The organism is Metabacillus schmidteae, from assembly GCF_903166545.1.
Lineage (GTDB): Bacteria > Bacillota > Bacilli > Bacillales > Bacillaceae > Metabacillus > Metabacillus schmidteae.
Genome location: NZ_CAESCH010000001.1, coordinates 4,213,333 through 4,237,878, shown reverse-complemented (window position 1 = coordinate 4,237,878; position 24,546 = coordinate 4,213,333). Strand labels below are relative to the sequence as shown.

The following is a 24,546-nucleotide window of genomic DNA, read 5'->3' as shown; positions in this document are numbered from 1 at the left end:
GTGTTAGAGAGGAGGGGAAAATATGAAAATGACATCAAGGAAATTAGTAGAAACACTAAAAAACCAACTTTCTAATCCAAGCTGGAAGTTTCAGTTTGATCGTGAAAAGGACACTCTACGGATAGAAGACGTTGAGACTAAAAAAGGTGTAACGTTATCACTGCCAGGTATTATAGCCAAATGGGAGACAGCAAACCAGCGTGCTATAGATGAAGTTGTTTATTATGTAGAAGAAGCTCTACAAGCCATGAAGAATCAGCAGGAGCTAACGGGTAAGGAAAAGTCTATTTTTCCGGTTATCCGCTCAACTTCCTTTCCAACCGAAAGCAATGAAGGCATTTCATTAGTATATACTGAACATACAGCTGAGACACGAATCTATTATGCTCTGGACTCGGGTAAAACTTATAGGCTTATTGATGAAAAAATGATGCAAAGAGAGAATTGGAATATAGAGCAAATTAGAGAAATTGCGTCTTTTAACATTAGGTCCTTAAAGACAAGTGTTAAAGAAGATCATGTCGCAGGAAATGTTTTTTACTTTTTAAATGCAAATGATGGTTATGATGCCAGCCGTATTTTAAATGAAAGTCTCCTCCACTCATTTAAAGAAAAGATAGTAGGAAAAATGGCTGTTGCTGTTCCTCATCAGGATGTTCTCATTATTGTTGATATTCAAAACGATACGGGATATGATATTTTAGCTCAATTAACGATGAGCTTTTTTGCAAGTGGAAGAGTTCCAATTACTGCCTTGTCTTTTTTATATGAAAACAATGAGTTAGAACCAATTTTTATTTTAGGGAAAAATAAACCAAGACATTGATTCAGAAGTAGTCCTGTTTCATGACACCCATAAAAAAATACTTAAATCGTAACATGTACATATAAATGAAAAAGAGGCACCGAGCGATAAAAAACGCAGAGGTACCTCTTTTTTATTACGTTCTTTTTATTAAATCGAATTGATTAAAGGAGAGAAAACCTGAACATCTACAACTCTATTACTTATTGCCTAAATAATGAAAACTAAATATCTTTTCTCACTTATATCTACAAATCCAGACATTTATTGATACAATAGAAGAGATATTTTTTAGTGCTTAACTAAAATAAATGGCTTATTCATTAAGCTGAGGCCATATTTTGATTATATTGAAAGAGTGATATTATGAGTTGGGTTAAAAAACTAGTTTCGCTATTATTTGGCGATGAAGAGGAAACGGAAGTTGATACGAAAGAAATTAAGCAACAACAACAATCCCTTCAAGAGCATCAAAATGTAAAAAATGTACTAAGTGATTCAATGACATCAGATGGGGAAGATCGTCATCAAGTGAAAGCTGAGGCAAGAGTTTCCTATCAATATCCGAAAGGGAATTTTCGATTTCCTATTATTCCAGATGAAAGACAAATAAAAAGAGATGAACGTCCTAGAAGAAAAGAAACTAAAGAAAACGATCTTAGAAAGCCACGTGAGAAAAAAAGTGAAATATATAAGAAACACGATCAAAGCACAAAGTTGTTGGTAGATGAAGAGAAGGAAATGACTCATAAAACTAAAAAACCTTTCCATCCTACTGCGATTCCTTCACCAGTATATGGGTTCCAATCAAGAGATGAGAGGATGCAGAATCGACGGATTCATCCAGTAAACAATAGTCAGGAACAGTGGTCAGCTGGCGAAATCAGTGAATCTAGTGAAGAAATGATCGTTTCAGCTCCGGTTGCAGAAGAACATGAGTCGGAGTTTCAATTAAGAGATGAGAGAATGCAGAATCTAAAGGTTCATCCAGTAAACAATAGGCAAAAACAAAGTTTAGCGGGTGAAACAGGTAGATCTGGCGAAGAAAAGGTCGTTTCAGCTCAAGTTGCAGAAAAAATTAAAGTGGATAATGTAGTGGAACAAGTACATAAAGAAGAACACCACAATGTTCATCTTCCATATGATCAATTACCTTCAGTTGAAGAAGTGGATGAGTCATTAACATTTGAAATTGATAGTCAAGAATTCGTTGAAAATCAACGTGACGAGGAAGAAGAGCTTGTTGATGAAGCTCTAACCATTGTAAAAACAGAATATCAAAAGCAAAATGACGAAGATCAGACACATGTAATCGAAATAAGCGAGGATGAGGAACCGGTTGAGTATCTAACTGAAGAAACTGAAACTGTCTATGAGTTAGAAGAATCAAGTCAAGAAGGCGATCAGCCGGTTGATAGTGTTCACACGCAAAATACTTTAATTGAAGAGCAACCTGCATCAATTGTTGAGAAGACGACAGAGGTCGTGAAAGAGGAAACAGAAGAAAGATTGGATCAAAGCCAAACAGCATCTAGACGTAAGCCTGTCCCATTTAATGTGATGATGTTAGGAAGAGACAAGCAAAAATTACGAGAAAAAAGCCAGGAACACAGCCAGGAACACAGTCAGGAACATAGCCAAGGACCTAGCCAGGAATATAGCTATCAATTTCCATTACTTGACTATTTAAATATGCCTGAGAAGGAATTAACGGAAGATCATGCTTGGTTGGAGGAACAAAAAGATCTTTTAAATGTAACATTAAAAAACTTTAATGTGAGAGCCAGTGTTGTAAATGTTACACAAGGGCCTTCCGTCACTAGGTTTGAAGTGCATCCTGAGCCGGGAGTAAAGGTAAATAAAATAACCAATTTAAGTGATGATATTAAATTAAGTTTATCTGCTAAAGACATAAGAATGGAGGCTCCAATTCCAGGTAAAAATACGATTGGAATTGAGGTCCCAAATAAAGTGAGTAAGATGGTTTACTTACGGGAGATCTTAAGAAGTACTGAGTTTCGTTCAAATCCTTCACCAATGACTGCTGTACTAGGTTTAGATATTGCCGGGCAACCAGCTGTTACAGATTTAAAGAAGATGCCGCATGGTTTAATTGCAGGAGCGACAGGGTCCGGTAAAAGTGTGTGTATCAATACGATATTAATTAGCTTGTTATATAAGGCTTCACCACATGAAGTAAAATTAATGTTAATTGACCCTAAAATGGTTGAATTAGCTCCTTATAATGAAATTCCTCATCTTGTAAGTCCAGTCATTACAGATGTAAAAGCTGCAACTGCTGCATTAAAATGGGCTGTTGAGGAAATGGAAAGACGGTATGAATTGTTTGCACACTCTGGTACCCGGGAAATTACAAGATACAATCAGCTCGTCAAAGAGCATAAACAGGGTGAGCATTTGCCATATCTCGTTATTGTCATTGATGAGTTAGCTGATTTAATGATGGTTGCACCAAATGATGTGGAAGAGGCGATTTGCCGTATCGCTCAAAAAGCAAGGGCTTGTGGTATTCATCTTATCGTCGCGACGCAAAGACCATCTGTTGATGTTATTACAGGATTAATTAAAGCAAATATTCCTACAAGAATTGCCTTTTCAGTATCATCACAGGTAGATTCAAGAACAATTATTGATGTTAATGGAGCGGAAAAATTATTAGGTAAAGGTGATATGCTGTTTTTAGAAAACGGCTCATCTAAAGCAGTAAGACTTCAAGGTACCTTTGTATCAGATGAAGAGATAGAGCGAGTTGTGAAACATGTGAAGCTTCAATCAAAACCTGATTATTTATTTCATCAAGATGAATTGGTGAAAAAGGCAACCATTCAATCAGAAGAAGATGAACTATTCCTCGAGGCATGTGAATTTGTCGTCAGTCAGGGAGGGGCTTCAACATCCAGCTTACAAAGAAGATTTAGAATTGGGTATAACCGGGCGGCCAGATTAATCGATATGATGGAAGAACAAGGTATTATTTCTGAAAATCGAGGAAGCAAGCCAAGAGACGTATTAATCTCAGAAGAAGAGTTAGATGCGATCCAAGAAACCCACGTGCTATAAAAATATAAAGTATGATAAGATACGTAGTAACAAAAGCGCAAGTGCCTTGATCAGCCCCGACAAGCATAAGCCGATTTAGAATAGAAGGCGTTCTTTGCCTTCAATTCTAAATCGGCTTATGACCTCGAGGGGCTAGGCGCTGGAGCTGGATGTCGTGCGCTTATCCACAGTACAAGAATTTTATAAATTACGCTAAACATTAAAAAGGTAAGGTTGTTTGTATGGATAATATTGTTTATCTACAAGCTCTTCGTGAAGAAAAAGAAAATCAATTCACAACATTTATATCCGGACATTTAAAGGCGGTCCAAACACATGTGGATCGCCATGTCAACATAAGAGAAAAAGTAAAAGCGAAGCATATTCTAACCGAGAAACTTGGATATGAAGAATCGGTAACGTTCACTTCACCTCAGGAGATATTATTTAAGGACTGGTTTACGTTTGATTATATAACAATTAAAGGCTTAACCAATTATCAGTCCTATATTAAGTATGGGAAGAATAGTATCAAGCATCCATTGGATTCTGTCGTACATGCTCTATTTATGGCTAGTGTACTTGAGCCATTTAAAGTAATAAAATGTGATAAGTCACATATACATGCAAAGAAATTACTTACAAATGAAACCTGTACAATAAAGCTCGATGAAATCATACCTGAATTACATGGGAATGAATGGATCTTTTTACGGTCAATACCAGTCTTTGATGATCTTGTTTTAATTAGTGATATGTTTATTCAACCAAATGGAATAATGATGGAAGAATTACATAGACATTTTCAAAAAAGTACTGATAGTTGGCGTACATTTTTAAAGAAATATTCCATAAAATATAGTTGGAATTGTATGAAGGTAAAGTTGCATCAAAAAGATAGTTGATGAAGAAGTAATGTGATTTTAATGGTCATTATGGATGGCTAATGATATAATATACTTTTGTAGGCTGATTACATAGTGAGAAAATAACAAGTATTGTTTGTATTTTCTTAAGGAACGTTTCCTATACAATGGGTTGCAAATCAAGATAAGCGTCATATACTGTCAATCAGATAGACGTTTGTTGGAGGTTCTAATTATGACTGTTTATCATTTTGTTGGAATTAAAGGGACTGGAATGAGTGCCCTTGCACAGATTTTACATGATATGAACTATGAAGTTCAGGGCTCTGATATAGAGAAAAAAGTATTTACTCAAAAAGCACTAGAAGCACGAAATATAAAAATCCTGCCCTTTACTAAAGAAAACATTAGAGAAGGATTAACGATTATTGCAGGAAATGCGTATCCAGATACACATGAAGAGATTGTTGAAGCGAACAACCAAGGTTTACCCGTTATTCGTTATCACCGTTTTCTTGGTGAATTTCTTCAGAAATATATCAGTGTAGGTATTACAGGTGTACATGGAAAAACATCTACAACCGGATTGCTTTCACACGTGATTAAAGGTGCTGAACCTACCTCGTTTTTAATTGGTGATGGTACAGGTAGCGGTGTTCCTGACAGCGAATATTTTATTTTCGAAGCATGTGAATACCGCAGACATTTCTTATCCTACAAGCCTGATTATGCGATCATGACAAATATAGATTTTGATCACCCTGATTATTTTTCAAGCATAGAAGATGTTTTCAGTGCATTTCAGGAAATGGCTCTCCAAGTAAAAAAAGGTATAATCGCTTGTGGTGATGACGAACAGCTTCAGCAAATTCAAGCAAAGGTACCTGTTGTTTATTATGGATTTAATGAAGATAATGATTTTCAAGCTAGAAATATTGTGAAATCAACAGATGGTACAGCTTTTGATGTATTTGTTCGTAATACGTTTTATGCATCTTTCAAAATTACCTCGTATGGTGATCATAGTATATTAAATGCATTATCTGTTATTGCACTATGCCACTATGAAGGAATTGATGTTGAGATTATTCAACAAAGACTCCAAACATTTGAAGGTGTAAAAAGACGCTTTAATGAAAAGCGAATTGGTAACCAAATTTTAATTGATGATTATGCACATCATCCAACTGAAATTAATGCAACGATCGATGCGGCCAAACAAAAATACCCGGATCGTGACATCGTTGCTGTTTTCCAGCCTCATACATTTACAAGAACGCAATCATTTTTGGATGAGTTTGCTGATAGCTTACAAAGAGCGGACTATGTCTATCTTTGTGATATTTTCGGATCTGCACGTGAAAATGTTGGAAAGTTATCGATTGATAATTTACTTGAAAAAATTGATAATTCCAGCCTTATCAAGGAAGAAGAAACTTCGGTCCTTAAAGCACATGAAAATGCAGTATTAGTTTTTATGGGTGCAGGTGATATTCAAAAATATCAAGAAGCTTATGAGAACGTCTTAGCATAAAATAATAAAAACAGCTGACATTTACGTCAGCTGTTTTATTTACATTCTTCTACTTGGTAATTGATGGTATCTATCCTCTTCAATAGTTAATGAGTAACCTCTACCTCTAATTGTATTAACCTTTACCAGATTTGGTAATTTTTTCCTTAGTCTATAAATAAGTGCATTTACCTCTTCATATCCTACCAAATATTCATTATTAATCGTCAACCGTTCAGGCCATACATATTCTATGATTTCTTCTTTTGATATAAATGTTTTTCTTTGTATAAGAATATCAATAAACTTGAATTCCTTCTCCGTTAGAGAAATAGAATGGTTTTGTATGTGCAAAGTTTGCTTAAGAAAGTCAAGTTTTGGTTCGTTTCCTACAAGTTTATCTGTGAAAAGGAAAGAAAATTCAGATGTTTGCTCAAAATCTTTTAGAGAAAAAGATAGGGAAACAAGATTTTTAGCAAACGTTATTCTATCATTATTTTTAAGTTTTACAGGTTTATGAGGGATAAGTTTTTTTTCATTAAGGTAAGTACCATGTTTACTAGCTAAATCTTCAATATAGATATGATTCGACTGAAGAAAAATGGTGAAGTGCTTTCTGGAAACAAAAATATTATTAAACGTTATATCAGGTGTCCAATTACTAGTTTTCCGTCCAAACATTGTTACTGATTTGTGTAAAGAAATAATATCGCCTGTTTCGAAATGTGGTGCTTGTTGAACAACAAGATAAGAATAAATGTCCATATTATGAATTACTCCTATTTATTAGATTCCTATCATTTACTTATTATCCTATAACTATTGTCTATCAGCAATTAAATCCTTACTATAAAAATGTGTTAGTAGGAATATAGGGAGTAGGTGTTATTATGCAAAAGCAAGATGATATTGTATTAAACGTATCCAATTTAACGAAAATGATTGGGAAAACAACGGTTATAAACGATGTGAGTTTTGATTTGTGTAAAGGTGAAATCCTCGGTTTATTGGGGCCGAATGGTTCAGGAAAGACAACGATATTAAAAATGCTTGTTGGATTATTAAAGCCAACAAAAGGGTCTATTTATATAGAACAGTTTGACATACAGAAAGATTTCGAAGGAGCCATTTCTAAAATTGGAGCGATTATCGAAACTCCTATAATGTATGACTTTCTTTCTGGTTACGAAAACCTTGTTCAATTATTTAGAATGACAGATCAATTTTCCTACGAAAGAATAGATGAAATGATTGATTTATTAAGAATGGATGAGTACATTTATGATAAAGTACAGACCTATTCATTAGGAATGAAACAAAGGTTGGGATTGGCACAAGCAATGCTCCACCGGCCGTCCATCCTTCTGTTAGATGAGCCCACAAATGGCTTAGATCCAGAAGGAATGAAAAGTCTAAGAGATACACTTAGAAGACTCGCTGATAAAGAAGGGGTATCCATCATCATTTCAAGTCATATCCTATCTGAGATTGAACTTATCTGTGATAGTGTGCTTGTGATGAATGATGGAAAATGTATTGAGCGTTCACAATTAAGAGATTGGCATAACAGTCAAAATGGAAAGCAAACTTTTCAAATTAGAGTTATAGATGGAGATAAGCTTGAATCATTTTTTAAAGATACCTATATAAAGGAGGATATTGTCTTTCATTCAAATGGATTCTCAATTGAATTAACACTTGAAGAAGTCGCTAGATTAAATCAATTGTTAGTGATGGAGGGATTTAAAGTAGTAGGAATTGAAAGAACAGACAACCCTTTAGAGCAGATATTTTTACAGAAGTTAGAAGAGAGGAAACAGCGATGAAAATCCTTTACCAGCTTATTCGTAACGAAAATCAAAAATTATATAAACACAAGAGGATGTGGATTTTCCTTGGATTAATCGTGATCTTAAATATCCTGTCAGGTCTCTTTTTCCACTTTTTGTTTAAGGATACCGATTTTGCGTTTTGGGATTATATTCAAGTGAGTTCTTATCTGCTTCTTGTTATTCAATTAATGAGTATTATGATAGCAGGGGATATTGTTTCTGGTGAGTTTGAGAGAGGTACAATTAAATTTTTATTTATCCGACCTGTTAAACGGGTAAAAATATTAGTTTCCAAGTATATGACCGTTCTAGCTAATGTATTTTTATTTGTCATGTTTCAATTATTTTTATCTGTCATAATGGGCAGCATCTTTTACGCTGATTCACTTTTTGTACTTGATCAAAGAGTACTTATAGGATTATATAGTTACTTATTTCAGTTTGTGGAAATTGGTATCGTGACATCGATTGCTTTTTGCTTGTCAACGATAACGAGAAGCAGTGTTATTTCAATTGCACTGCCGATTTTTTTAGTGTTCACATCAAGTGCGCTTATGACCCTGTTAAATCATTATCATGTCGATACAGCAAGGTTTTTACTTTTCGCTAACACAAATTTAATGCCTTATTTTTTTGGAGAGCCAATGTTCGAGGGAATGACCTTACCCTTTTCAATTGTAAACATTTTGATTCATTTGTTGTTCTTTTTTCTATTGGCTGGTTATTTATTTTCGAAGAGAGATGTGCATGTCTAAGATAAATAAAGACGGTAGAAGGAAAGTTTCTACCGTCTTTTCTTATTTTAAATTCTCCGGATTAAGAGGTTCTAATTCAGGGATAACAAATCTACCATCTTTTCGAATAAGAACATCGTCAAAATAAATCTCTCCTCCCCCATATTCGGGGCGTTGAATCATGACCATATCCCAATGAATATTGGAGTTATTTTCGTTATAAGCATCATCATATGCCTGTCCAGGGGTAAAGTGGAAACTGCCATCGATCTTCTCATCAAATAAAATATCCTGCATTGGATGCTGAATGAATGGATTCACTCCAATGGCAAATTCCCCTACATAGCGCGCACCTTCATCTGTATCAAAGATTTTATTGATTCTTTCTGTATTGTTGGCAGTTGCTTCGATGATTTTTCCATCTTTAAATGTAAGTTGAACATTTTCAAAAGTAAAACCATTATATGGTGATGGGGTATTATATGAAATTTTTCCATTAACTGAATCACGAACAGGTGCTGTATAAACTTCCCCATCTGGAATATTCATTTGACCGGAGCATTTAATAGCAGGAATATCTTTAATAGAAAAAGTTAAATCTGTATCATTTCCTGTTAATCGTACTTTATCTGTTTTATTCATGAGCTCAACTAACGCGTCCATGGCTTTGTCCATTTTACTGTAATCAAGATTACATACATCAAAATAGAAGTCTTCGAACTGTTCTGTGCTCATTTTCGCTAATTGAGCCATAGAAGAAGTAGGATATCTTAATACAACCCATCTTGTTTTAGGTACACGTATGTCCCTGTGAACCTTTTGTCCGATCGTTTGACCTTGCAGCTTCATTTTTTCATCTGGAATATCGGCAAATTCATTAATATTATCACCAGATCTTAATCCTATGTAAGCATCCATTTTACCCATTACTGCTGCTTCAAAATCAGCCATCATTTCGTACTGTTCTTTTATTCCACCCATCATCAGTGCGCGATCTACCTGATGATCTTTCAAAGATACAAAAGGATAACCTCCAGCCTTATAAGCTTCCTTTACAAGAGCAACAACTAACTCTCTTTGCAGACCAAAATTCTCAATCAGAACTTTTTCTCCCTTTTGTAATTTTATCGAGTAATTAATAAGATTTTTTGCTAAAGTATCGATTCGTGAATCTTTCATGATATCCTCCTTAATAATAAACAACAACTATGTTCAAAGAGCTTTCTTTTATATTGTACCCGATTCTAATGAAACAATGGTAATAGGTTTTATTTATACAAAAGGCTAAAAAAAATTAAATGACTGTCTAAATAGAAGGAGATTTTAGCTATTATGTAAAATATATGTTTATAATAGAGAAGATAGGGTATGGAATAAAATAAGGAAACTTATAGGAGGTGTATGAAATGATTATCATTTTATACTTAAGTGTAGCATTAGTAGCCATTGCTTTTACAATATTGGTGATATATGTAGCTAAAACATTAAAAGCATTGCAAGCAACGTTAACAAATGTAGCAGGAACATTATCAGGTCTTGAAAAGCAAATGGTTGGAATAACAACTGAAACAACTGTATTATTACATAAAACAAATGCACTAGCTGAAGATATTCAACATAAATCAGAAAAACTGAATCATGTTGTCGAATCAGTGAAGGATGTAGGAGACACCATTCAGCAGCTTAATGTAACAGTCAAGAAGGTAACAACAAATGCTTCAGACAATCTTGAACAAAACCAAGATAAAATTAATCAAGTTGTACAATGGAGTAATGCCGCGATGGAAATATGGGCAAAATGGAAACAGAAAAGTAATAAAAATCAACAATTGCATGGAGAAGTGTACAAATAATTCAAGGAGGTTTAAAGCATGGCTAAGAATAGCAATGGCAAAGACTTTATTATCGGTTCACTAATCGGGGGACTTGTTGGTGCGGCAACTGCATTATTTTTAGCTCCTAAATCAGGTAGAGAAATGAGGGATAATTTAGGACAACAAGCTTCAATGATGAAGGAGCGCACGGGTAAAATAACAAATGGTGCGTTAGAAAAAGGGTCAGAGTTCGCAGCTGTCGCTAAAGATAAAACATCATCTCTTTCACAAGTAGTTACAGATCAATCTTCACAAATTATGGACAAGGTTCGCTCAATTACAAATTCTTCGAACTCAGCAGGTCAAACAGATTTCGTGGAAAAAGAGATAACAAATGCACTGGAACAGTTAACAGAAGATACTGTTGAAGATAAGAAGCCAAATCATGATGAAACACCTCAATTATCTGAAGCAGGAGCAGAAAGTGATCAGGTTCAAGGAGAATTCACTAAAGAAGTGGATAGTGAAAATCAAGTAAAAGCTAATAGTTAATCTTAGATGTGAAGATTACTTTGATCGAGATAAATACTTGTGACTAGGTGTAGAGGTGATAGAATATGAGTAACCAGACGATTGAGTCCATTGAACAGTTTAATGAACTGTTAAAAAAACATAATGAGTTTTTATTTGTTAAAAATAGTTTAACATGTCCTATAAGCCAAGCTGCTTTTGATGAATATCAGGAATTTGCCGGAATTCATACAGATTATCCGAGCTATCATTTACATGTCCAAGAAGCTCGTGAACTCTCCAATTACATTTCGGAAACATATGGAATAAAACATGAATCTCCACAAGCATTAGTTTTTCGGGGAAATGAAGTAGCTTGGAATGCTTCACACTGGAAGATTACATATGATGCATTAAAACAGGAGATTCTTGGATGAAATGTTAAGAGGATAATGCCTTGTGATGGCATTATCCTCTTTTATTTTAAATCCATTGAATTTCAAGCTCATCTCCAGGATCAAGGAATTCCTGAAAGGTAACTTCTTTGTTGTTTTTTAATAACTTAAATTGATTGTTGCCTGAATTAGGGATGTCAATTTCAACAGCTGTAAAAAGATCTTGGAAGATAAATGGTTCTACCTTTCTTTTCTTCGTTACCAATTGTTCTCCATTATGTAACACATCATTTTCAGACAGCAATATTCCATCTCGGTAAAATTCCCTTATGGTTTTTTCAAGTTCAATTGAATGACCATTGAATAAGATCGGGAGGGTATGAGACTGCTTGATGTTGGTCTCTATAAGTAATTCCTTTAATAATGGCTCTTTCATAGGCTTGAGAACGAGAGTATCCCCATCATGAAGTTTTGATTCCTTTGAAGTTTCTAATCCATTTTTATAAAGTTTCCCTGAAAATTCCTGAACTCGTAATATTCTTTTATCTATCTGTAATGAAAAAGGTTTTACGGTATTCAGTTCTTTTTGGTGACTGATGGAAATAAGCCCTTCCTCAATGGTTGTTGGGGTTGTACATACTAAATGATCTCGATCGGACAGATGCACATGTTTGCTTGCCTTTTGGTTGTTAAGTAAAATTGTAGCTGAAATTGTATAGGTTTGGCCATTTACATGAAAAGATTTTGAAGGAATCTCATCTAAAATAGAACTGATTGGAACAACCGGGGGCACTCCGTCTTTTCCTTTTTCAACAGTAATCGTATCACCATGCAAAATCGGATCTTCAACAGAACAAATGGATCCATTTTTCTTAATGATAGGTGCAGTGCCATGCCCACCAGGTATAGTGATCGCTTTGTTGTTCACGGTTACCATTATGGCCATTCCAGGTTTCCCATACAGTCTCGTTAATTGTATTCCTGAGGACAATAAACTATCAGCCACAGTTAATGATTTCATATGAAATAATCGGACATTACGTTCATTAACATTAACACTTATATATTGGATTGGATTTTGTTTGGAAGAAACGGCAATTCCAATTGGCGTGACTAATTCCGGACCTTTTTGTACATGTTCAGCAAGCTTAAGCTGAGGTATAGCATCAATTCCTCTAATCGCAACTCGATTTTCAGGTAATTCCAGTAAAGCTGCCAATCTTTTTGGAAGATCAGGAGTTAAACAGCCTCCTCCAACAAGCATAATAGCCTTAGGAGAGACACCATTATTCAATAGGATGATCTCAGCAGCAATTGATGCTGCAAGTTTATCAATTGCAGGGGAGATCTTCGATAATATATCCTCTTTTGACAGTTCAGTCTCAAATCCTAAAATATCAGTAATTGTAATTTTATTTTCAGATTTTAATTGACGCTTTGCTTCTTCAGCCTTTGGAAAATCCAGTAAAAATTCATCTGATACAGCTTCTGTAATTTCATCACCCGCAATAGGGACCATTCCGTAAGAGATAATGGTTCCCATATCAGTAATTGCTATATCTGATGTTCCTGCTCCTATGTCAACTAAAGCAACATTTAATCTTCTCATTGAAGAAGGGATTAAAACATTAATTGCGGCAATTGGTTCTAATGTTAATGCTTCCATTTTAAGCCCGGCTCGATTCAATGCAGCTAATAGAGATTCAACAACAACTTTTGGAAGAAAGGTAGCGATAATCTCCACAGAAGCTTCCTCGCCTAGTTGATCAATTAAACTACCAATCTCTTCTCCGTCAAGATGATAATGAAGAACAGAATACCCCACACAATCATAATGATGCGCACGCTCACTTTCATGTTTTTCAGCAAGCTGTTTTTGAGCAATTTGCACAGCCATAAGCTCAAGGTGAAGGATATCTTCTTTTTGAATCATTGGTTTGCCGGTGATTTCAATGGAGGCAGTTGATCTTTCAGTTTTTAATGCACGGCCTGCTGCGGCAACACATACTTTATGAAGAGGTCCGTGTTTTCTTTCAAGCTCTTCTTTTACAGAAGAGATGACATGTGCAACAGACAAAATATCATGAATTTGGCCGTCCAGCATTGATCGTTTCGTATGTTCCTTTATGACAGTATCAACCACAATATATGAATTGTCTTCTTCTTTCAAGATTAATCCGACAACAGATCTAGTCCCGATATCAAGCGCGAATGTTACGTCATTATGGGTCATATTCGTACACCTTCTTTATGCAGATGGTCATTATTATTTTTAATAATTGATAGATAAAATGGCTAAATAGTCTTTTTTGTGAATTCACTTTATTGCATAAAAGCTTAAAAGCGTTTAAATGTTAAAGTTTTTGATGACAATCACAATTATATGGTTTATAATTACAACTAATTAAAGAAAATGTACCACACTTTTATTGAATGATAAAGAAATCTTACCTAGATTACTAACCAGAGAATGTTCATTTTCAATAGATGTGGAAGAACGATTTTATTATAATTAATACTAAAATTTTGGTGTATGTATAAGAAGCTTATGACATAGTGACAGACCAAGGTTTTTAATCTATATTAAATGCGAAAGGATGAGAGAGATGAGTAATGCAGAATTAGAAGCATTAAGAGCAAAAGCAGAGGAACTTAACTTACAGATCTTAAAGTTAATTAATGAAAGAGGTCGAGTTGTTCAAGAGATTGGTAAAGCTAAAGAAGCACAAGGTGTTAATCGTTATGATCCTGTTCGCGAACGAAAAATGTTAAATAGTATTAAAGAATATAACGATGGCCCATTTTTAGACTCAACATTACAACATATTTTCAAAGAAATTTTCAAGGCTGGTTTAGAGCTTCAAGAAGATGATCACAGCAAAGCGTTATTGGTTTCACGTAAGAAAAAGCCGGAAGATACAATTATTGAAGTAAACGGTGTTAGAATTGGAGATGGCAGCCAATCATTTATTATTGGTCCTTGTGCTGTTGAGAGCTATGAGCAGGTAGCTGCCGTTGCAGAACAAGCAGTTAAGCAAGGCATTAAGATCTTGCGTGGAGGTGCCTTCAAACCTCGTACCAGCCCATATGACTTCCAAGGTTTGGGAGTAGAAGGCTTGAAGATTTTAAGACGAGTTGGAGATGAATATGGTTTAGCTATTATTAGTGAAATCGTAAATCCAGCTGATATTGAACTAGCCTTAGATTATGTTGATATTATTCAAATTGGTGCACGTAATATGCAAAACTTCGAATTACTAAAAGCAGCTGGAGCTGTTCGTAAGCCGGTTCTTCTAAAACGCGGTCTTGCTGCTACAATTGATGAGTTTGTCAATGCAGCAGAATATATTATTTCACAAGGAAATGATCAAATCATTCTTTGTGAACGCGGAATCCGTACGTATGAGCGTGCAACTAGAAATACATTAGATATTTCAGCTGTCCCTATTTTAAAACAGGAAACACATTTACCAGTCTTTGTTGATGTTACTCATTCAACTGGTCGAAGAGATCTTCTTGTACCAACAGCAAAAGCAGCACTTGCTATCGGAGCAGATGGGGTTATGGCTGAAGTACATCCGGATCCGGCTGTTGCTCTATCTGATTCAGCTCAACAAATGGATTTCGAACAGTTTGATCAATTCATAACAGAATTAAAGCCTTTAGTTAAAGTAAATGTATAACTTTGAGAGAAAAGCTGTTGTTTTTTTGAACATTAACAACTAAGCAAAAAGAGGTTGACTTAGAATAGGAAATTTTCCTATTAAATAAAGTCAGCCTCTTTTTATATTTTTTATTCATAAAAAAGAAAAAGTTAGGCAAAATGTAAATAAGTAAATACTCGAAAAACCATTTAAATTGAAGAAAAACGAACAAATATGTGAAAACACCCGAAAAATCGATGAAAATACATTGCGGAGGTTTTCAGAGTATCGTATGATAAGTAACATAGAATTGGATTTACGACAAGACGTAACAACTTTCTACATACTATAATTAGACGATTATAAACGAGTCAGATAATAAATGTTTTTAATGTAACAGAAGGAGTGTTTTATATGTCAAGTGTAACAATATATGATGTAGCTCGTGAGGCAAATGTTTCAATGGCTACTGTCTCTCGTGTAGTAAATGGTAATCCAAATGTTAAGCCGACAACAAGAAAAAAAGTTTTGGATGCAATTGAAAGATTAGGCTATCGTCCAAATGCGGTAGCAAGAGGCCTTGCAAGTAAAAAGACAACAACAGTTGGAGTTATTATTCCTGATATTTCAAGTATTTTCTATTCCGAGCTTGCGCGTGGAATTGAGGATATTGCGACAATGTACAAATACAATATTATCTTAAGTAATTCAGATCAAAATAAAGATAAAGAATTACATTTGTTAAATACAATGCTTGGGAAACAGGTGGATGGAATTGTATTTATGAGTGGTAATGTGACCGAGGAACTAGTAGAGCAATTCAAACGCTCTCCAGTGCCTATTGTTTTAGCTGCATCTGTTGATTTAACGAATACAACACCTTCGGTTAACATCAACTATGAACAGGCTGCATATGATGTCATTTCCATGCTTATTGAAAAAGGTCATAAGAGAATCGCATATGTAGAGGGACCAGCAGAGGAACCGGTTAACCGTCTGAAAAAATCAGTAGGATATAAACGTGCTCTTGAAGATGCAGGACTTCCATTCGATGAAGAATTGGTTGTAGAAGGTGACTATACATACGATTCAGGTATTGAAGCCTTTGAAAAAATTGATGAATTAACAGAAAAACCGACAGCAATTTTTGTGGGTACAGATGAAATGGCATTAGGTGTCATTCATGGAGCGCAAGACCGTAACTATTCAATTCCTAATGATTTTGAAATCGTTGGATTTGACAATACAAGATTAGCAACAATGGTTCGACCACAGTTAACAACTGTTGTACAGCCAACATATGATATCGGTGCTGTAGCGATGCGCTTATTAACAAAATATATGAATAAAGAAGAAGTTGAAAACCACATCGTTGAATTACCGCATCGAGTGGAATATAGACAATCAACAAAGTAATAATCGTTGATTTTAATATAAGAAGGGCTGTCTCGGATAAGAGGCAGTCCTTCTTTGTCATCATCGTGGTCGGATTGGATGCAGAGCTTTTTCAACAGTAAGAGCATTTTTTTCTTCAATCTCTGCTTTTCTTGGTATTGGTTTATACAAATCATTACTATCGTACCAGCGATCAGGTAGGGTGACGGGTGCCCTTTTTTGCCATTTCTCAATCCAGGTCTTTGGTAATTGATCTGGTACCTTCATTTCATTCATTTCAAGCCAAATTAAGCTCCAGGCTCTTGGAACAACACGCCATATATCATAACCACCCCCACCAACTGCAATCCATTTTCCATTACAATATTGATGAGCAATTTTATGAGCAATCTTAGGAATTTCATGGTAAATGGCCATCGTTGCAGATAGATGTGTTAAAGGGTCATGATAATGAGCGTCTGCACCATTTTGAGTTAAAATCACATCTGGTTTAAAAAAAGCGGCAACTTCTTCAATTGATGTTCGATAGGCATGGAGCCATGAATCATCTTCTGTAAATGCGTCTAACGGAATATTAAACGTATAGCCATACCCTTTGCCTGCACCTCTTTCTGTTATGTTTCCTGTCCCTGGGAATAAGTATCTCCCTGTTTCATGGATTGAAAGTGTACAAACCTTTGGATCATCATAAAATGTCCATTGAACCCCATCACCGTGATGGGCATCTGTATCAATGTATAAAACTTTTGCCCCGTATTTTTCCTGTATATATCGAATAGCGACGGAACTATCGTTATAAATGCAGAAACCTGATGCTCTGCCTCTAAAGCCGTGGTGTAGTCCGCCACCAAAATTAGCAGCATGTGTCGCCTTGCCTTCCATTACATAATCTACAGCCGTTAATGTTGCACCAACAAGTAATGAGCTTGCTTCATGCATTTGTGGAAATATAGGTGTATCCTCTGTCCCAATCCCATAATTATTGGCTTCCTCATTAGATAGTTTTCCGTGTCCAGCTAATTCAATAGCTTGAATATACCTTTTATCATGAACGAGAGCTAATTCTTCCAATGTAGCAACCCTTGGTGTGACGATCTTTGAGTTATCGAGTGCATTCATGTTCTTTAATAGATCATAAGTAAGCTCTACCCGCAACTGATTAAAAGGATGATCATGTGAAAATTTATATGTTTGAAAATCCGGTGAGTAAATAAAGACAGTATCTTGTTGTGTCATTTTGTATTCTCCGGAATTTCCGGCCATAAAACCTGATATCCTGCCGTATTTAAATCTTCAATTATCAGTGTTACATTTATTGTTTGGACACGAAGAACTAAAACTTTATATTGATCGTCATTTTCAGAATAAACGAGAGCACTGGCAATGTTTACTCTTCGATGAAACAAAATGGACGAAACTTCAGCTAGTATTCCCGGTTTATTTGGAACTCTTATTTCAAGTCGTGATGAAGGCTGGTCTGCACCTGTAAGCTTCACAAAGGTATGTAATAAATCTGACTTAGTAATTAATCCAACTAGTTTTTGGTCTTGTAGAATAGGGAGACACCCAATTTGATTATCAATAAGGATTGCTGCAACCTCTTCAACAAAATCGAGGGGATGTCCAGTAATTAGATTTTTAGACATTACATCTTGAATAGGTTTATTTAAAAAGTTTTCTTTTAATTCTAGTTGAAAAATAGAAGGGCTGGCATCTTTGACATCCCGTTCAGTAATAAGTCCAACTAGAAAGTGATGATCATTTAAGATAGGTATATGTCGTATTTTATTTTTCTTCATTGTTTTTAATGCGACACTAATCGTGTCTTCAGGTCGTAGAGTCACAATATTATTTTTCATTATATCTTTTACAATCATTTATATGGCCTCCTTACCCTTTGGCCTTGTAATATAGTTTTAGCTTATTCGTTAATACATGAATCGGTTCTTAAACCTTAATTGGTCAAATTTCTGTACAGAATCAGAAGGAACTCTTTTTCCAATTTTAGCCATTAAGCAATTTGCAGGATGTGAACTTATCTCTGGTTCATCTGTTGCATACCATTCTAAGCCACCAGCATTCATCATTTTTTCCATTACTTTTCGATATTCCCACACATTTAAACCCGAACCCTTTAGATCCCAGTGCCAGTAATATTCTGTTGTAATAATAATATAATCTTCCATTGCGTCGTCCATCATGGAAACCTTAAGTAAATTTTTTCCTACAGAAAACCCTCGAAACTCTGGTGCAACTTCAATAGCACCCAATTCTATTAAATCCTTCATTTTCCCTTCAGACCATCTTTCAAGCGGATCAGGATATAGGTATGTAACATAACCGATTACGATATCAAGGTGTCTGGCTATCAATATTCTCCCCTCTGGTAACCCTGCTATTTCTACTAAAGCTTTCTTCTGTTGATGTGGTTGGCGGAAAGCGACTAAACCATCGTGAAATTCGTAGCTTGAAAGTTTATCAGGTGGAATAGGTCCTTCAATAAAAATGCTTCCAATCGGTGTTTTTAATTCTTTTGCATTATATGTTTTAGGGTGTATCATTAAGTCACCGCCCATTAGTTTTTATATATTATTCTTGAACGACTTTAGTAAAGGAGAAATTAATCTTTTAATAGAATATTTAACATGTTTTCTCTATTATACTAGATTAACCTAAAAAGTTAAGCGTTTACAAGATAGTTAAGATTATAAATTTCAAAAATTGAGAAAAATGAAGTATTGTAATATAATAGAAAATGAATTCTACATAAGGGGGAGTTAGGGATGAAATTGGAAGCGTTACCAGTTGTGGGAGGAAATCATAATTTAGCAGATTATACTCATACTTATGAGACGTTTAACTGGTCAGAGGTTGAAAAGAATTTTACATGGTCAGAAACTGGCCGTATGAATGCTGCTTATGAGGCAATTGATAAACATGCAGAAACTGCTCGTAAAAATAAAGTGGCGCTCTATTACCGCGACCCTGAACGAGAAGAAAAATATACGTTTAAAGAATTGAAAGAGCTCTCAAATAAAGCGGCAAATATTTTGAAAAATAAAGCCGATGTCGTAAAGGGAGACCGACTATTCGTCTTTATGCCAAGAACACCAGAACTATACTCAGTCATTTTAGGTGCGATTAAGCTTGGAGCAATTGTCGGTCCTCTTTTTGAAGCCTTTATGGAAGGGGCAGTAAAGGATCGATTAGAAGATAGTGATGCTAAAGTTATCGTCACAACTCCGGAATTGCTTGAAAGAGTTCCTTTAAATGAACTTCCATCATTAAAACATGTTGTTGTTGTAGGCGAATCGGTTGAAGCGCAGCATATTGATTTCTTAACAGAAATGAAAACGGCTAGTAAAGAACTGGAGATAGAATGGGTTGATAAGACAGACGGATTACTTCTACACTACACATCCGGTTCAACTGGTAAGCCGAAAGGAGTTCTCCATGTACATCAGGCGATGGTGCAACATTATCAAACAGGCCAATGGGTTCTTGATTTAAAAGAAGATGATGTCTATTGGTGTACAGCTGACCCAGGGTGGGTAACTGGCACGGTTTACGGAATTTTTGCGCCATGGTTATTGGGAGCGACCAATGTAATCGTAGGAGGAAGGTTTAAGCCTGAAACATGGTACAAAACGATTGAAGATTTTGGTGTAACCGTTTGGTACAGTGCTCCAACAGCATTTAGAATGCTAATGGGTGCAGGTGATGAACTTGTAAAGCAGTTTGATACGAGCTCACTAAGACATGTCTTAAGTGTAGGAGAACCTCTTAATCCGGAAGTTGTTCGTTGGGGTGTAAAAGTATTTAATAATCGCATTCATGATACCTGGTGGATGACCGAAACAGGGGCACAACTAATTTGTAACTATCCTTCAATGGCAATTAAGCCTGGTTCAATGGGGAAACCAATTCCTGGAGTGAAAGCAGCAATTGTTGATGATCAAGGAAATGAATTACCACCTTATCGAATGGGGAACTTAGCTATCAAAAAAGGCTGGCCATCCATGATGCATACCATTTGGAATAACCAAGAAAAGTACGAATCCTATTTTATGCCTGGTGATTGGTATGTGTCAGGAGACTCTGCTTATATAGATGAAGAAGGCTATTTCTGGTTCCAAGGTAGAATCGATGATGTAATTATGACATCAGGTGAACGTGTCGGACCATTTGAGGTTGAGAGTAAGCTTGTTGAGCACCCAGCTATTGCGGAAGCTGGTGTAATTGGTAAACCGGATCCTGTAAGGGGAGAAATTATTAAAGCATTTGTTGCGCTTAGGGAAGGGTATGAGCCTTCTGATGAATTAAAAGAAGAGATTCGCACATTCGTAAAGAAAGGCTTGGCCGCACATGCTGCCCCTCGTGAAATTGATTTCCGTGACAAGCTGCCGAAAACTAGAAGTGGTAAAATTATGAGACGTGTATTAAAAGCATGGGAATTAGATTTACCAACAGGTGATTTATCAACGATGGAAGATTAATTCATATAGAAAAAGAGCTGTTGTCTAACAGCTTTCAGACTGTTGACAAACGCTCGCTTTCTTCGTTACTCACCTTGCTGCGGTGCTCATTACCAACCCTGGTAACTCCGCTCCTCACAAGGCTTCGTGCCTCGAAAGGCAAGCGTTAGCAATCAGTCTGAGGGCTAGCAACCTTACCTTGTCTACAAAAAAAGAGCTGTTGTCTAACAGCTCTTTTTTTTGACTCTACATAGGTTATGGTGCTTTATTGTCATCTGCGGAAGAGGCTGGTGCCTCTTCTTGCTTCGGTTTTTGATCAGTATTTTTATTTTTTTGTTCTTTATTTTGATCAGTATTTTTATTTTTTTGTTCCTTATTTTGATCAGCATTCTCTTCTTGCTTAGGTTCCTCAGTCTTTGGTTTTTGTTCGGCATAATCACCAATTTTAATAATAGCTGAAGGTGAAGATTCATTTCCGCCAACATCAACAGCCACAATATAATAAGCAGCAGGGTTATTTCCAACCGAAACTGATAATTTGTCTGAAGATGGTAAACTAGCTACTTTTTTGAAGTTTGTTGAATGATTCGCAGCACCGTATACGCGGTAACCTACAACATCATTGTCTGAGTTGGCTTTCCAGCTTATGTTTGAACCTCTGGATGAGACTCCGTTAACTTGTCTCGGCTTGGAGCCGTTATCGGTAATCCCTTTTCCTTCTGTGACAACTAAGTTACCCCATTTAGATGTATTAGGTAATAAACGTTTAAGGTCACTTGTACTGCTAATATTGTATCTATCAAGAACCTCTTTTTTAAGCATAACTCCTTCTTGAACAAATTCCGATGGTGCGGAAGATGGTACTTTATATGCTCTGTCTTTTACATAAACATATTTTCCTCGTGTTAAGCTATCATCAACTTTGGTTGGTACATATTTTGCGTTAAATATATCTGTCGCAACAAGGCCTGCTTGGCGGCAAAGATCAGAAGCCAATTCTCCTGTTAAGGCACAATAAGACCTTTGTACAATTCCACCTGGTGTTTCAAATCGATTTTTAGGTGCAATTAAGTTTGGCTCAGCATCATGTGCAGCATTCATTAACTTTGCCCAGAGTAAGAGATTACGTTTGCTGTAGGATATTCCTTTATAGTTTTGTTGTAATGGTTTTGGTGTGTCATAACCAATCCAAGTTCCAAATGTTACATTAGGATTTGTCGCAACAAACCATGCATCCGTGTAATCTTGACCAGTCCCTGTTTTTCCTGCCCAATCTGCACTAAATGAGAGATAGCTATTTAATGAAGCAGCCGTACCGCTTCTTATAACATCTCGCATCATATCGATTGTTAAATAAGCAGTTTGGGCAGAGAATACATCATTTTGCACCTTTTCATGCTGATATACAATGTCTCCATCACTATTTTCAATCTTTTCAATCAGGAAAGCATCAACAAACTTACCTTGATTAGCAAAGGTTGCGTACGCATTAACATTTTCTTCAACTGTTACTCCGTCTGTCATACCACCTAGACTTAGAGAAGCTATTTCATAATCAATTTTGTTAAGGTTAGTAAACCCCATTTTTTCTAAATAGGAGACAGGGTTTTTACTCATAATGTTTTTATATGTTTTAGCAGCGGGTACGTTGTATGAATATTTTAAGGCAGTTCTTGCACTAGTTAACCCATGATAGGCACCGCCATAGTTTTTTGGGTTATATCCGCTTGTTATAGGAGTATCAGCAATGACTGTACCTGGTTGTACTTGTCCTAACTCCATTGCAGGAGCATAAACTAATAGCGGCTTCATAGAAGACCAATTAGAACGTGGTGCATCTGTTGCGTGATTTAAATTTTCACGTTCAAAATCACGGCCCCCAACAAAACTAATAATTTTACCAGTCGTGTTTTCAATCAAGATACCACCGACTTCTACAGGTTCTTGTACTGTTTTCATTTCACCTGTATCAGAATCTTTAACTTCTTCCGGTTTATCACTACCGTAATATTCATATTGTTTAGCAACATCTTGCATTTTGTCATAAATGTCTTTGTTTATCGTTGTATGAATTCTATAACCATTATGCCTAATGTCTTCATCGGCTAGTTGACGATACTGGTAATATAAATCATTATCTTTTTTGACTTCTTCCTCTTTATATCCGTCTTTTTCAGCAAGTTGGATTGCAATAATATCTTTTGCCCGATCTTCTACTTCATAAGTTAGGTAAGGATATTGATCAGTGGATGTAGGCTTTTTAGGTGTTAAATTAGCTCGTATATCATATGAAAGCGCTTGTTCATATTGCTCTTTTGTAATAAACCCGCCAGTATACATCCTGTTTAAGACAGTTTTCATTCTGTTTATGCCTGCATTAATGTCTTCTTTTACCTTACCGCCATCATTTGAAAAAGGTGTATATCCAAACGGACTTTGAGGTAAGCCTGCTATAAATGCTGCTTGTGGTATGGATAGATCTTTAGCAGTAACACCAAAAATCCCTTTTGCAGCAGCTTCGACGCCTGCGATATTTTTTCCGTTAGAGTTACGTCCAAAATCAGCAACATTTAAGTAAGCTTCAATAATTTCTTCTTTTTCGAAAAACTTTTCTAAACGTAATGCTAATAGGATTTCCTTTGCTTTTCGATCAAAAGATACTTCATTTGTTAAAATCTGATTTTTAATTAATTGCTGTGTTAGTGTGCTTCCACCTGTTTGAACAGAGGCATTAGTGAATTCTTGAAAAAGTGCACGCATGATTGCTTTCGGTACAACACCGTCATGTTCGTAAAAAAGTTCATCTTCCGTTGCAATAACTGCATCAATAACATGTTGAGAAACATTTTCCAGTTGGACTTCCTCGCGTTCGATGTCAGCATTTAACTTTCCTAAGTAAATATTTTGATCAAAGAAGATTTGTGATGTCTCTTCATAGTTGTAAATATCATTTTTCATGTCTTCGTAAGATCGAACAGGTTCATCCTTCACAAGTGAAGCAAAATAACCGGCCCCTACACCCCCTGCAAAACATAAACCAATAAGTCCAATAATGAGAAATAGTAGAAGTAGATTTCCGATAACGTTATATGAGATCCGTAGACTTTTAGCTATATCTTTGTTAAAGGGTGAGAAACGCCTGTGTTTTTCTTCCTTTTTTTTCATTGTGCATTCCCCCAAATCTTATATATTATAACATAGGAAATGATGAAATTTGTATGCTTTTGTCATAAAGATATGATACAGTTCATTCCAAGTGTTGACATTAGAACGATATTATGGTTAAAATTGCTTGTAATTAGTATATGGAAAAGCAAAGATTGGATTCAGTAATGGATATCTCACTGTTTTAGAGAGCTGATGGGTGGTGAAAATCAGCACATAGATCTTCCATGAATTACTTCCATGAGCTTCTTTTTTGAAAAGGTTAAAAAATGACCTCAGTAGGAAAAGACGGTCTGACCGTTAAGTAGCCGAGAGAGGATTACAGTGTAATTCTAAGT

The 24,546-nt window shown here is 35.7% G+C and carries 19 protein-coding genes and 1 other annotated feature (1 of these 20 only partly in view); of the genes, 12 read left to right on the top strand and 7 right to left on the bottom strand.

The features are described from left to right. Positions 1-22: 22 nt before the first annotated feature. The 4 genes from HWV59_RS20750 to murC all read left to right on the top strand — a co-directional run bounded on the left by HWV59_RS20750 (position 23) and on the right by murC (position 6,265). Positions 23-826, top strand: coding sequence for a DUF1444 domain-containing protein (locus HWV59_RS20750; protein WP_175639927.1), 804 nt, complete (start codon positions 23-25; stop codon positions 824-826). Between the two features lie 345 nt (positions 827-1,171). Beyond that, positions 1,172-3,886 carry a DNA translocase FtsK gene (locus HWV59_RS20745; RefSeq protein ID WP_175639926.1) on the top strand — a complete coding sequence of 905 codons (2,715 nt, stop codon included), beginning with the start codon at positions 1,172-1,174 and terminating at the stop codon, positions 3,884-3,886. Between the two features lie 221 nt (positions 3,887-4,107). Next, positions 4,108-4,770: a hypothetical protein gene (locus HWV59_RS20740; RefSeq protein ID WP_102230649.1), complete on the top strand. Its 663-nt coding sequence runs from the start codon at positions 4,108-4,110 to the stop codon at positions 4,768-4,770. A gap of 196 nt (positions 4,771-4,966) precedes the next feature. After that, complete coding sequence (murC, locus tag HWV59_RS20735; protein ID WP_102230650.1) at positions 4,967-6,265, top strand: UDP-N-acetylmuramate--L-alanine ligase; 1,299 nt, start codon at positions 4,967-4,969, stop codon at positions 6,263-6,265. 39 nt (positions 6,266-6,304) lie between these two features. Here murC and HWV59_RS20730 read toward each other — a convergent pair whose 3' ends face one another. After that, positions 6,305-7,009, bottom strand: a complete 705-nt coding sequence (locus HWV59_RS20730; protein WP_102230651.1) for an FHA domain-containing protein — start codon at positions 7,007-7,009, stop codon at positions 6,305-6,307. A 125-nt stretch (positions 7,010-7,134) separates the two neighbouring features. On the opposite strand from HWV59_RS20730, the gene HWV59_RS20725 reads away from it, so the two are divergent. Both HWV59_RS20725 and HWV59_RS20720 read left to right on the top strand, forming a co-directional pair. Then, positions 7,135-8,070 (top strand): ABC transporter ATP-binding protein, encoded by a 936-nt coding sequence (locus HWV59_RS20725; protein WP_175639925.1) that lies wholly within the window; start codon positions 7,135-7,137, stop codon positions 8,068-8,070. After that, positions 8,067-8,831, top strand: coding sequence for an ABC transporter permease (locus HWV59_RS20720; RefSeq protein WP_102230653.1), 765 nt, complete (start codon positions 8,067-8,069; stop codon positions 8,829-8,831). Before HWV59_RS20725 ends, HWV59_RS20720 begins: the two co-directional genes overlap by 4 nt. Before the next feature lie 42 nt (positions 8,832-8,873). Here the strand turns inward: HWV59_RS20720 and HWV59_RS20715 are convergent, their stop codons facing one another. Next, on the bottom strand, positions 8,874-9,989 hold the full coding sequence (locus HWV59_RS20715) for an aminopeptidase (protein WP_102230654.1): 1,116 nt from the start codon (positions 9,987-9,989) through the stop codon (positions 8,874-8,876). A 227-nt stretch (positions 9,990-10,216) separates the two neighbouring features. Here HWV59_RS20715 and HWV59_RS20710 point away from each other — a divergent pair, with 227 nt between their 5' ends. The 3 genes from HWV59_RS20710 (at position 10,217) to ytxJ (ending at position 11,571) form a co-directional block, all read left to right on the top strand. Next, positions 10,217-10,663, top strand: a complete 447-nt coding sequence (locus HWV59_RS20710) for a DUF948 domain-containing protein (RefSeq protein ID WP_175639924.1) — start codon at positions 10,217-10,219, stop codon at positions 10,661-10,663. An 18-nt stretch (positions 10,664-10,681) separates the two neighbouring features. Then, on the top strand, positions 10,682-11,176 hold the full coding sequence (locus HWV59_RS20705; protein WP_102230656.1) for a YtxH domain-containing protein: 495 nt from the start codon (positions 10,682-10,684) through the stop codon (positions 11,174-11,176). A gap of 65 nt (positions 11,177-11,241) precedes the next feature. Continuing rightward, complete coding sequence (gene ytxJ, locus HWV59_RS20700; RefSeq protein ID WP_175639923.1) at positions 11,242-11,571, top strand: bacillithiol system redox-active protein YtxJ; 330 nt, start codon at positions 11,242-11,244, stop codon at positions 11,569-11,571. Positions 11,572-11,617: 46 nt separating this feature from the next. Here ytxJ and pilM read toward each other — a convergent pair whose 3' ends face one another. Next, positions 11,618-13,762 (bottom strand): cell division protein FtsA, encoded by a 2,145-nt coding sequence (pilM, locus tag HWV59_RS20695; RefSeq protein WP_175639922.1) that lies wholly within the window; start codon positions 13,760-13,762, stop codon positions 11,618-11,620. 373 nt (positions 13,763-14,135) lie between these two features. Between pilM and HWV59_RS20690 the strand changes: the two genes are divergently transcribed. Beyond that, positions 14,136-15,212, top strand: a complete 1,077-nt coding sequence (locus HWV59_RS20690; protein WP_102230659.1) for a bifunctional 3-deoxy-7-phosphoheptulonate synthase/chorismate mutase — start codon at positions 14,136-14,138, stop codon at positions 15,210-15,212. 375 nt (positions 15,213-15,587) lie between these two features. Next, positions 15,588-16,589 carry a catabolite control protein A gene (gene ccpA, locus HWV59_RS20685; RefSeq protein WP_102230660.1) on the top strand — a complete coding sequence of 334 codons (1,002 nt, stop codon included), beginning with the start codon at positions 15,588-15,590 and terminating at the stop codon, positions 16,587-16,589. 60 nt (positions 16,590-16,649) lie between these two features. Here the strand turns inward: ccpA and HWV59_RS20680 are convergent, their stop codons facing one another. Genes HWV59_RS20680 through HWV59_RS20670 form a run of 3 tightly spaced genes read right to left on the bottom strand, consistent with a single transcriptional unit; the run spans position 16,650 to position 19,129 of the window. After that, the gene (locus tag HWV59_RS20680; protein ID WP_235991785.1) at positions 16,650-17,804 is read right to left on the bottom strand and encodes an acetoin utilization protein AcuC; all 1,155 of its coding nucleotides are present in this window, start codon (positions 17,802-17,804) and stop codon (positions 16,650-16,652) included. Beyond that, positions 17,801-18,445, bottom strand: coding sequence for an acetoin utilization AcuB family protein (locus HWV59_RS20675; protein WP_175639920.1), 645 nt, complete (start codon positions 18,443-18,445; stop codon positions 17,801-17,803). Before HWV59_RS20675 ends, HWV59_RS20680 begins: the two co-directional genes overlap by 4 nt. 51 nt (positions 18,446-18,496) lie before the next feature. Beyond that, entirely contained in the window at positions 18,497-19,129 is a 633-nt protein-coding gene (locus tag HWV59_RS20670; RefSeq protein ID WP_175639919.1) for a GNAT family N-acetyltransferase, read from the bottom strand. 222 nt (positions 19,130-19,351) lie between these two features. Between HWV59_RS20670 and acsA the strand changes: the two genes are divergently transcribed. Next, positions 19,352-21,064: an acetate--CoA ligase gene (gene acsA / locus HWV59_RS20665; RefSeq protein WP_175639918.1), complete on the top strand. Its 1,713-nt coding sequence runs from the start codon at positions 19,352-19,354 to the stop codon at positions 21,062-21,064. A 234-nt stretch (positions 21,065-21,298) separates the two neighbouring features. Here acsA and HWV59_RS20660 read toward each other — a convergent pair whose 3' ends face one another. After that, on the bottom strand, positions 21,299-24,208 hold the full coding sequence (locus HWV59_RS20660; protein ID WP_175639917.1) for a transglycosylase domain-containing protein: 2,910 nt from the start codon (positions 24,206-24,208) through the stop codon (positions 21,299-21,301). 142 nt (positions 24,209-24,350) lie between these two features. Continuing rightward, positions 24,351-24,546, top strand: a binding site (T-box leader) (it continues 32 nt past the right edge of the window).

Bases quoted from the DNA above. Each gene is read 5' to 3' on its own strand.
- HWV59_RS20750 (WP_175639927.1), top strand. From the start codon at position 23: ATGAAAATGACATCAAGGAAATTAGTAGAAACACTAAAAAACCAACTT.
- HWV59_RS20745 (WP_175639926.1), top strand. From the start codon at position 1,172: ATGAGTTGGGTTAAAAAACTAGTTTCGCTATTATTTGGCGATGAAGAG.
- HWV59_RS20740 (WP_102230649.1), top strand. From the start codon at position 4,108: ATGGATAATATTGTTTATCTACAAGCTCTTCGTGAAGAAAAAGAAAAT.
- murC (WP_102230650.1), top strand. From the start codon at position 4,967: ATGACTGTTTATCATTTTGTTGGAATTAAAGGGACTGGAATGAGTGCC.
- HWV59_RS20730 (WP_102230651.1), bottom strand. From the start codon at position 7,009: ATGGACATTTATTCTTATCTTGTTGTTCAACAAGCACCACATTTCGAA.
- HWV59_RS20725 (WP_175639925.1), top strand. From the start codon at position 7,135: ATGCAAAAGCAAGATGATATTGTATTAAACGTATCCAATTTAACGAAA.
- HWV59_RS20720 (WP_102230653.1), top strand. From the start codon at position 8,067: ATGAAAATCCTTTACCAGCTTATTCGTAACGAAAATCAAAAATTATAT.
- HWV59_RS20715 (WP_102230654.1), bottom strand. From the start codon at position 9,989: ATGAAAGATTCACGAATCGATACTTTAGCAAAAAATCTTATTAATTAC.
- HWV59_RS20710 (WP_175639924.1), top strand. From the start codon at position 10,217: ATGATTATCATTTTATACTTAAGTGTAGCATTAGTAGCCATTGCTTTT.
- HWV59_RS20705 (WP_102230656.1), top strand. From the start codon at position 10,682: ATGGCTAAGAATAGCAATGGCAAAGACTTTATTATCGGTTCACTAATC.
- ytxJ (WP_175639923.1), top strand. From the start codon at position 11,242: ATGAGTAACCAGACGATTGAGTCCATTGAACAGTTTAATGAACTGTTA.
- pilM (WP_175639922.1), bottom strand. From the start codon at position 13,762: ATGACCCATAATGACGTAACATTCGCGCTTGATATCGGGACTAGATCT.
- HWV59_RS20690 (WP_102230659.1), top strand. From the start codon at position 14,136: ATGAGTAATGCAGAATTAGAAGCATTAAGAGCAAAAGCAGAGGAACTT.
- ccpA (WP_102230660.1), top strand. From the start codon at position 15,588: ATGTCAAGTGTAACAATATATGATGTAGCTCGTGAGGCAAATGTTTCA.
- HWV59_RS20680 (WP_235991785.1), bottom strand. From the start codon at position 17,804: ATGACACAACAAGATACTGTCTTTATTTACTCACCGGATTTTCAAACA.
- HWV59_RS20675 (WP_175639920.1), bottom strand. From the start codon at position 18,445: ATGATTGTAAAAGATATAATGAAAAATAATATTGTGACTCTACGACCT.
- HWV59_RS20670 (WP_175639919.1), bottom strand. From the start codon at position 19,129: ATGATACACCCTAAAACATATAATGCAAAAGAATTAAAAACACCGATT.
- acsA (WP_175639918.1), top strand. From the start codon at position 19,352: ATGAAATTGGAAGCGTTACCAGTTGTGGGAGGAAATCATAATTTAGCA.
- HWV59_RS20660 (WP_175639917.1), bottom strand. From the start codon at position 24,208: ATGAAAAAAAAGGAAGAAAAACACAGGCGTTTCTCACCCTTTAACAAA.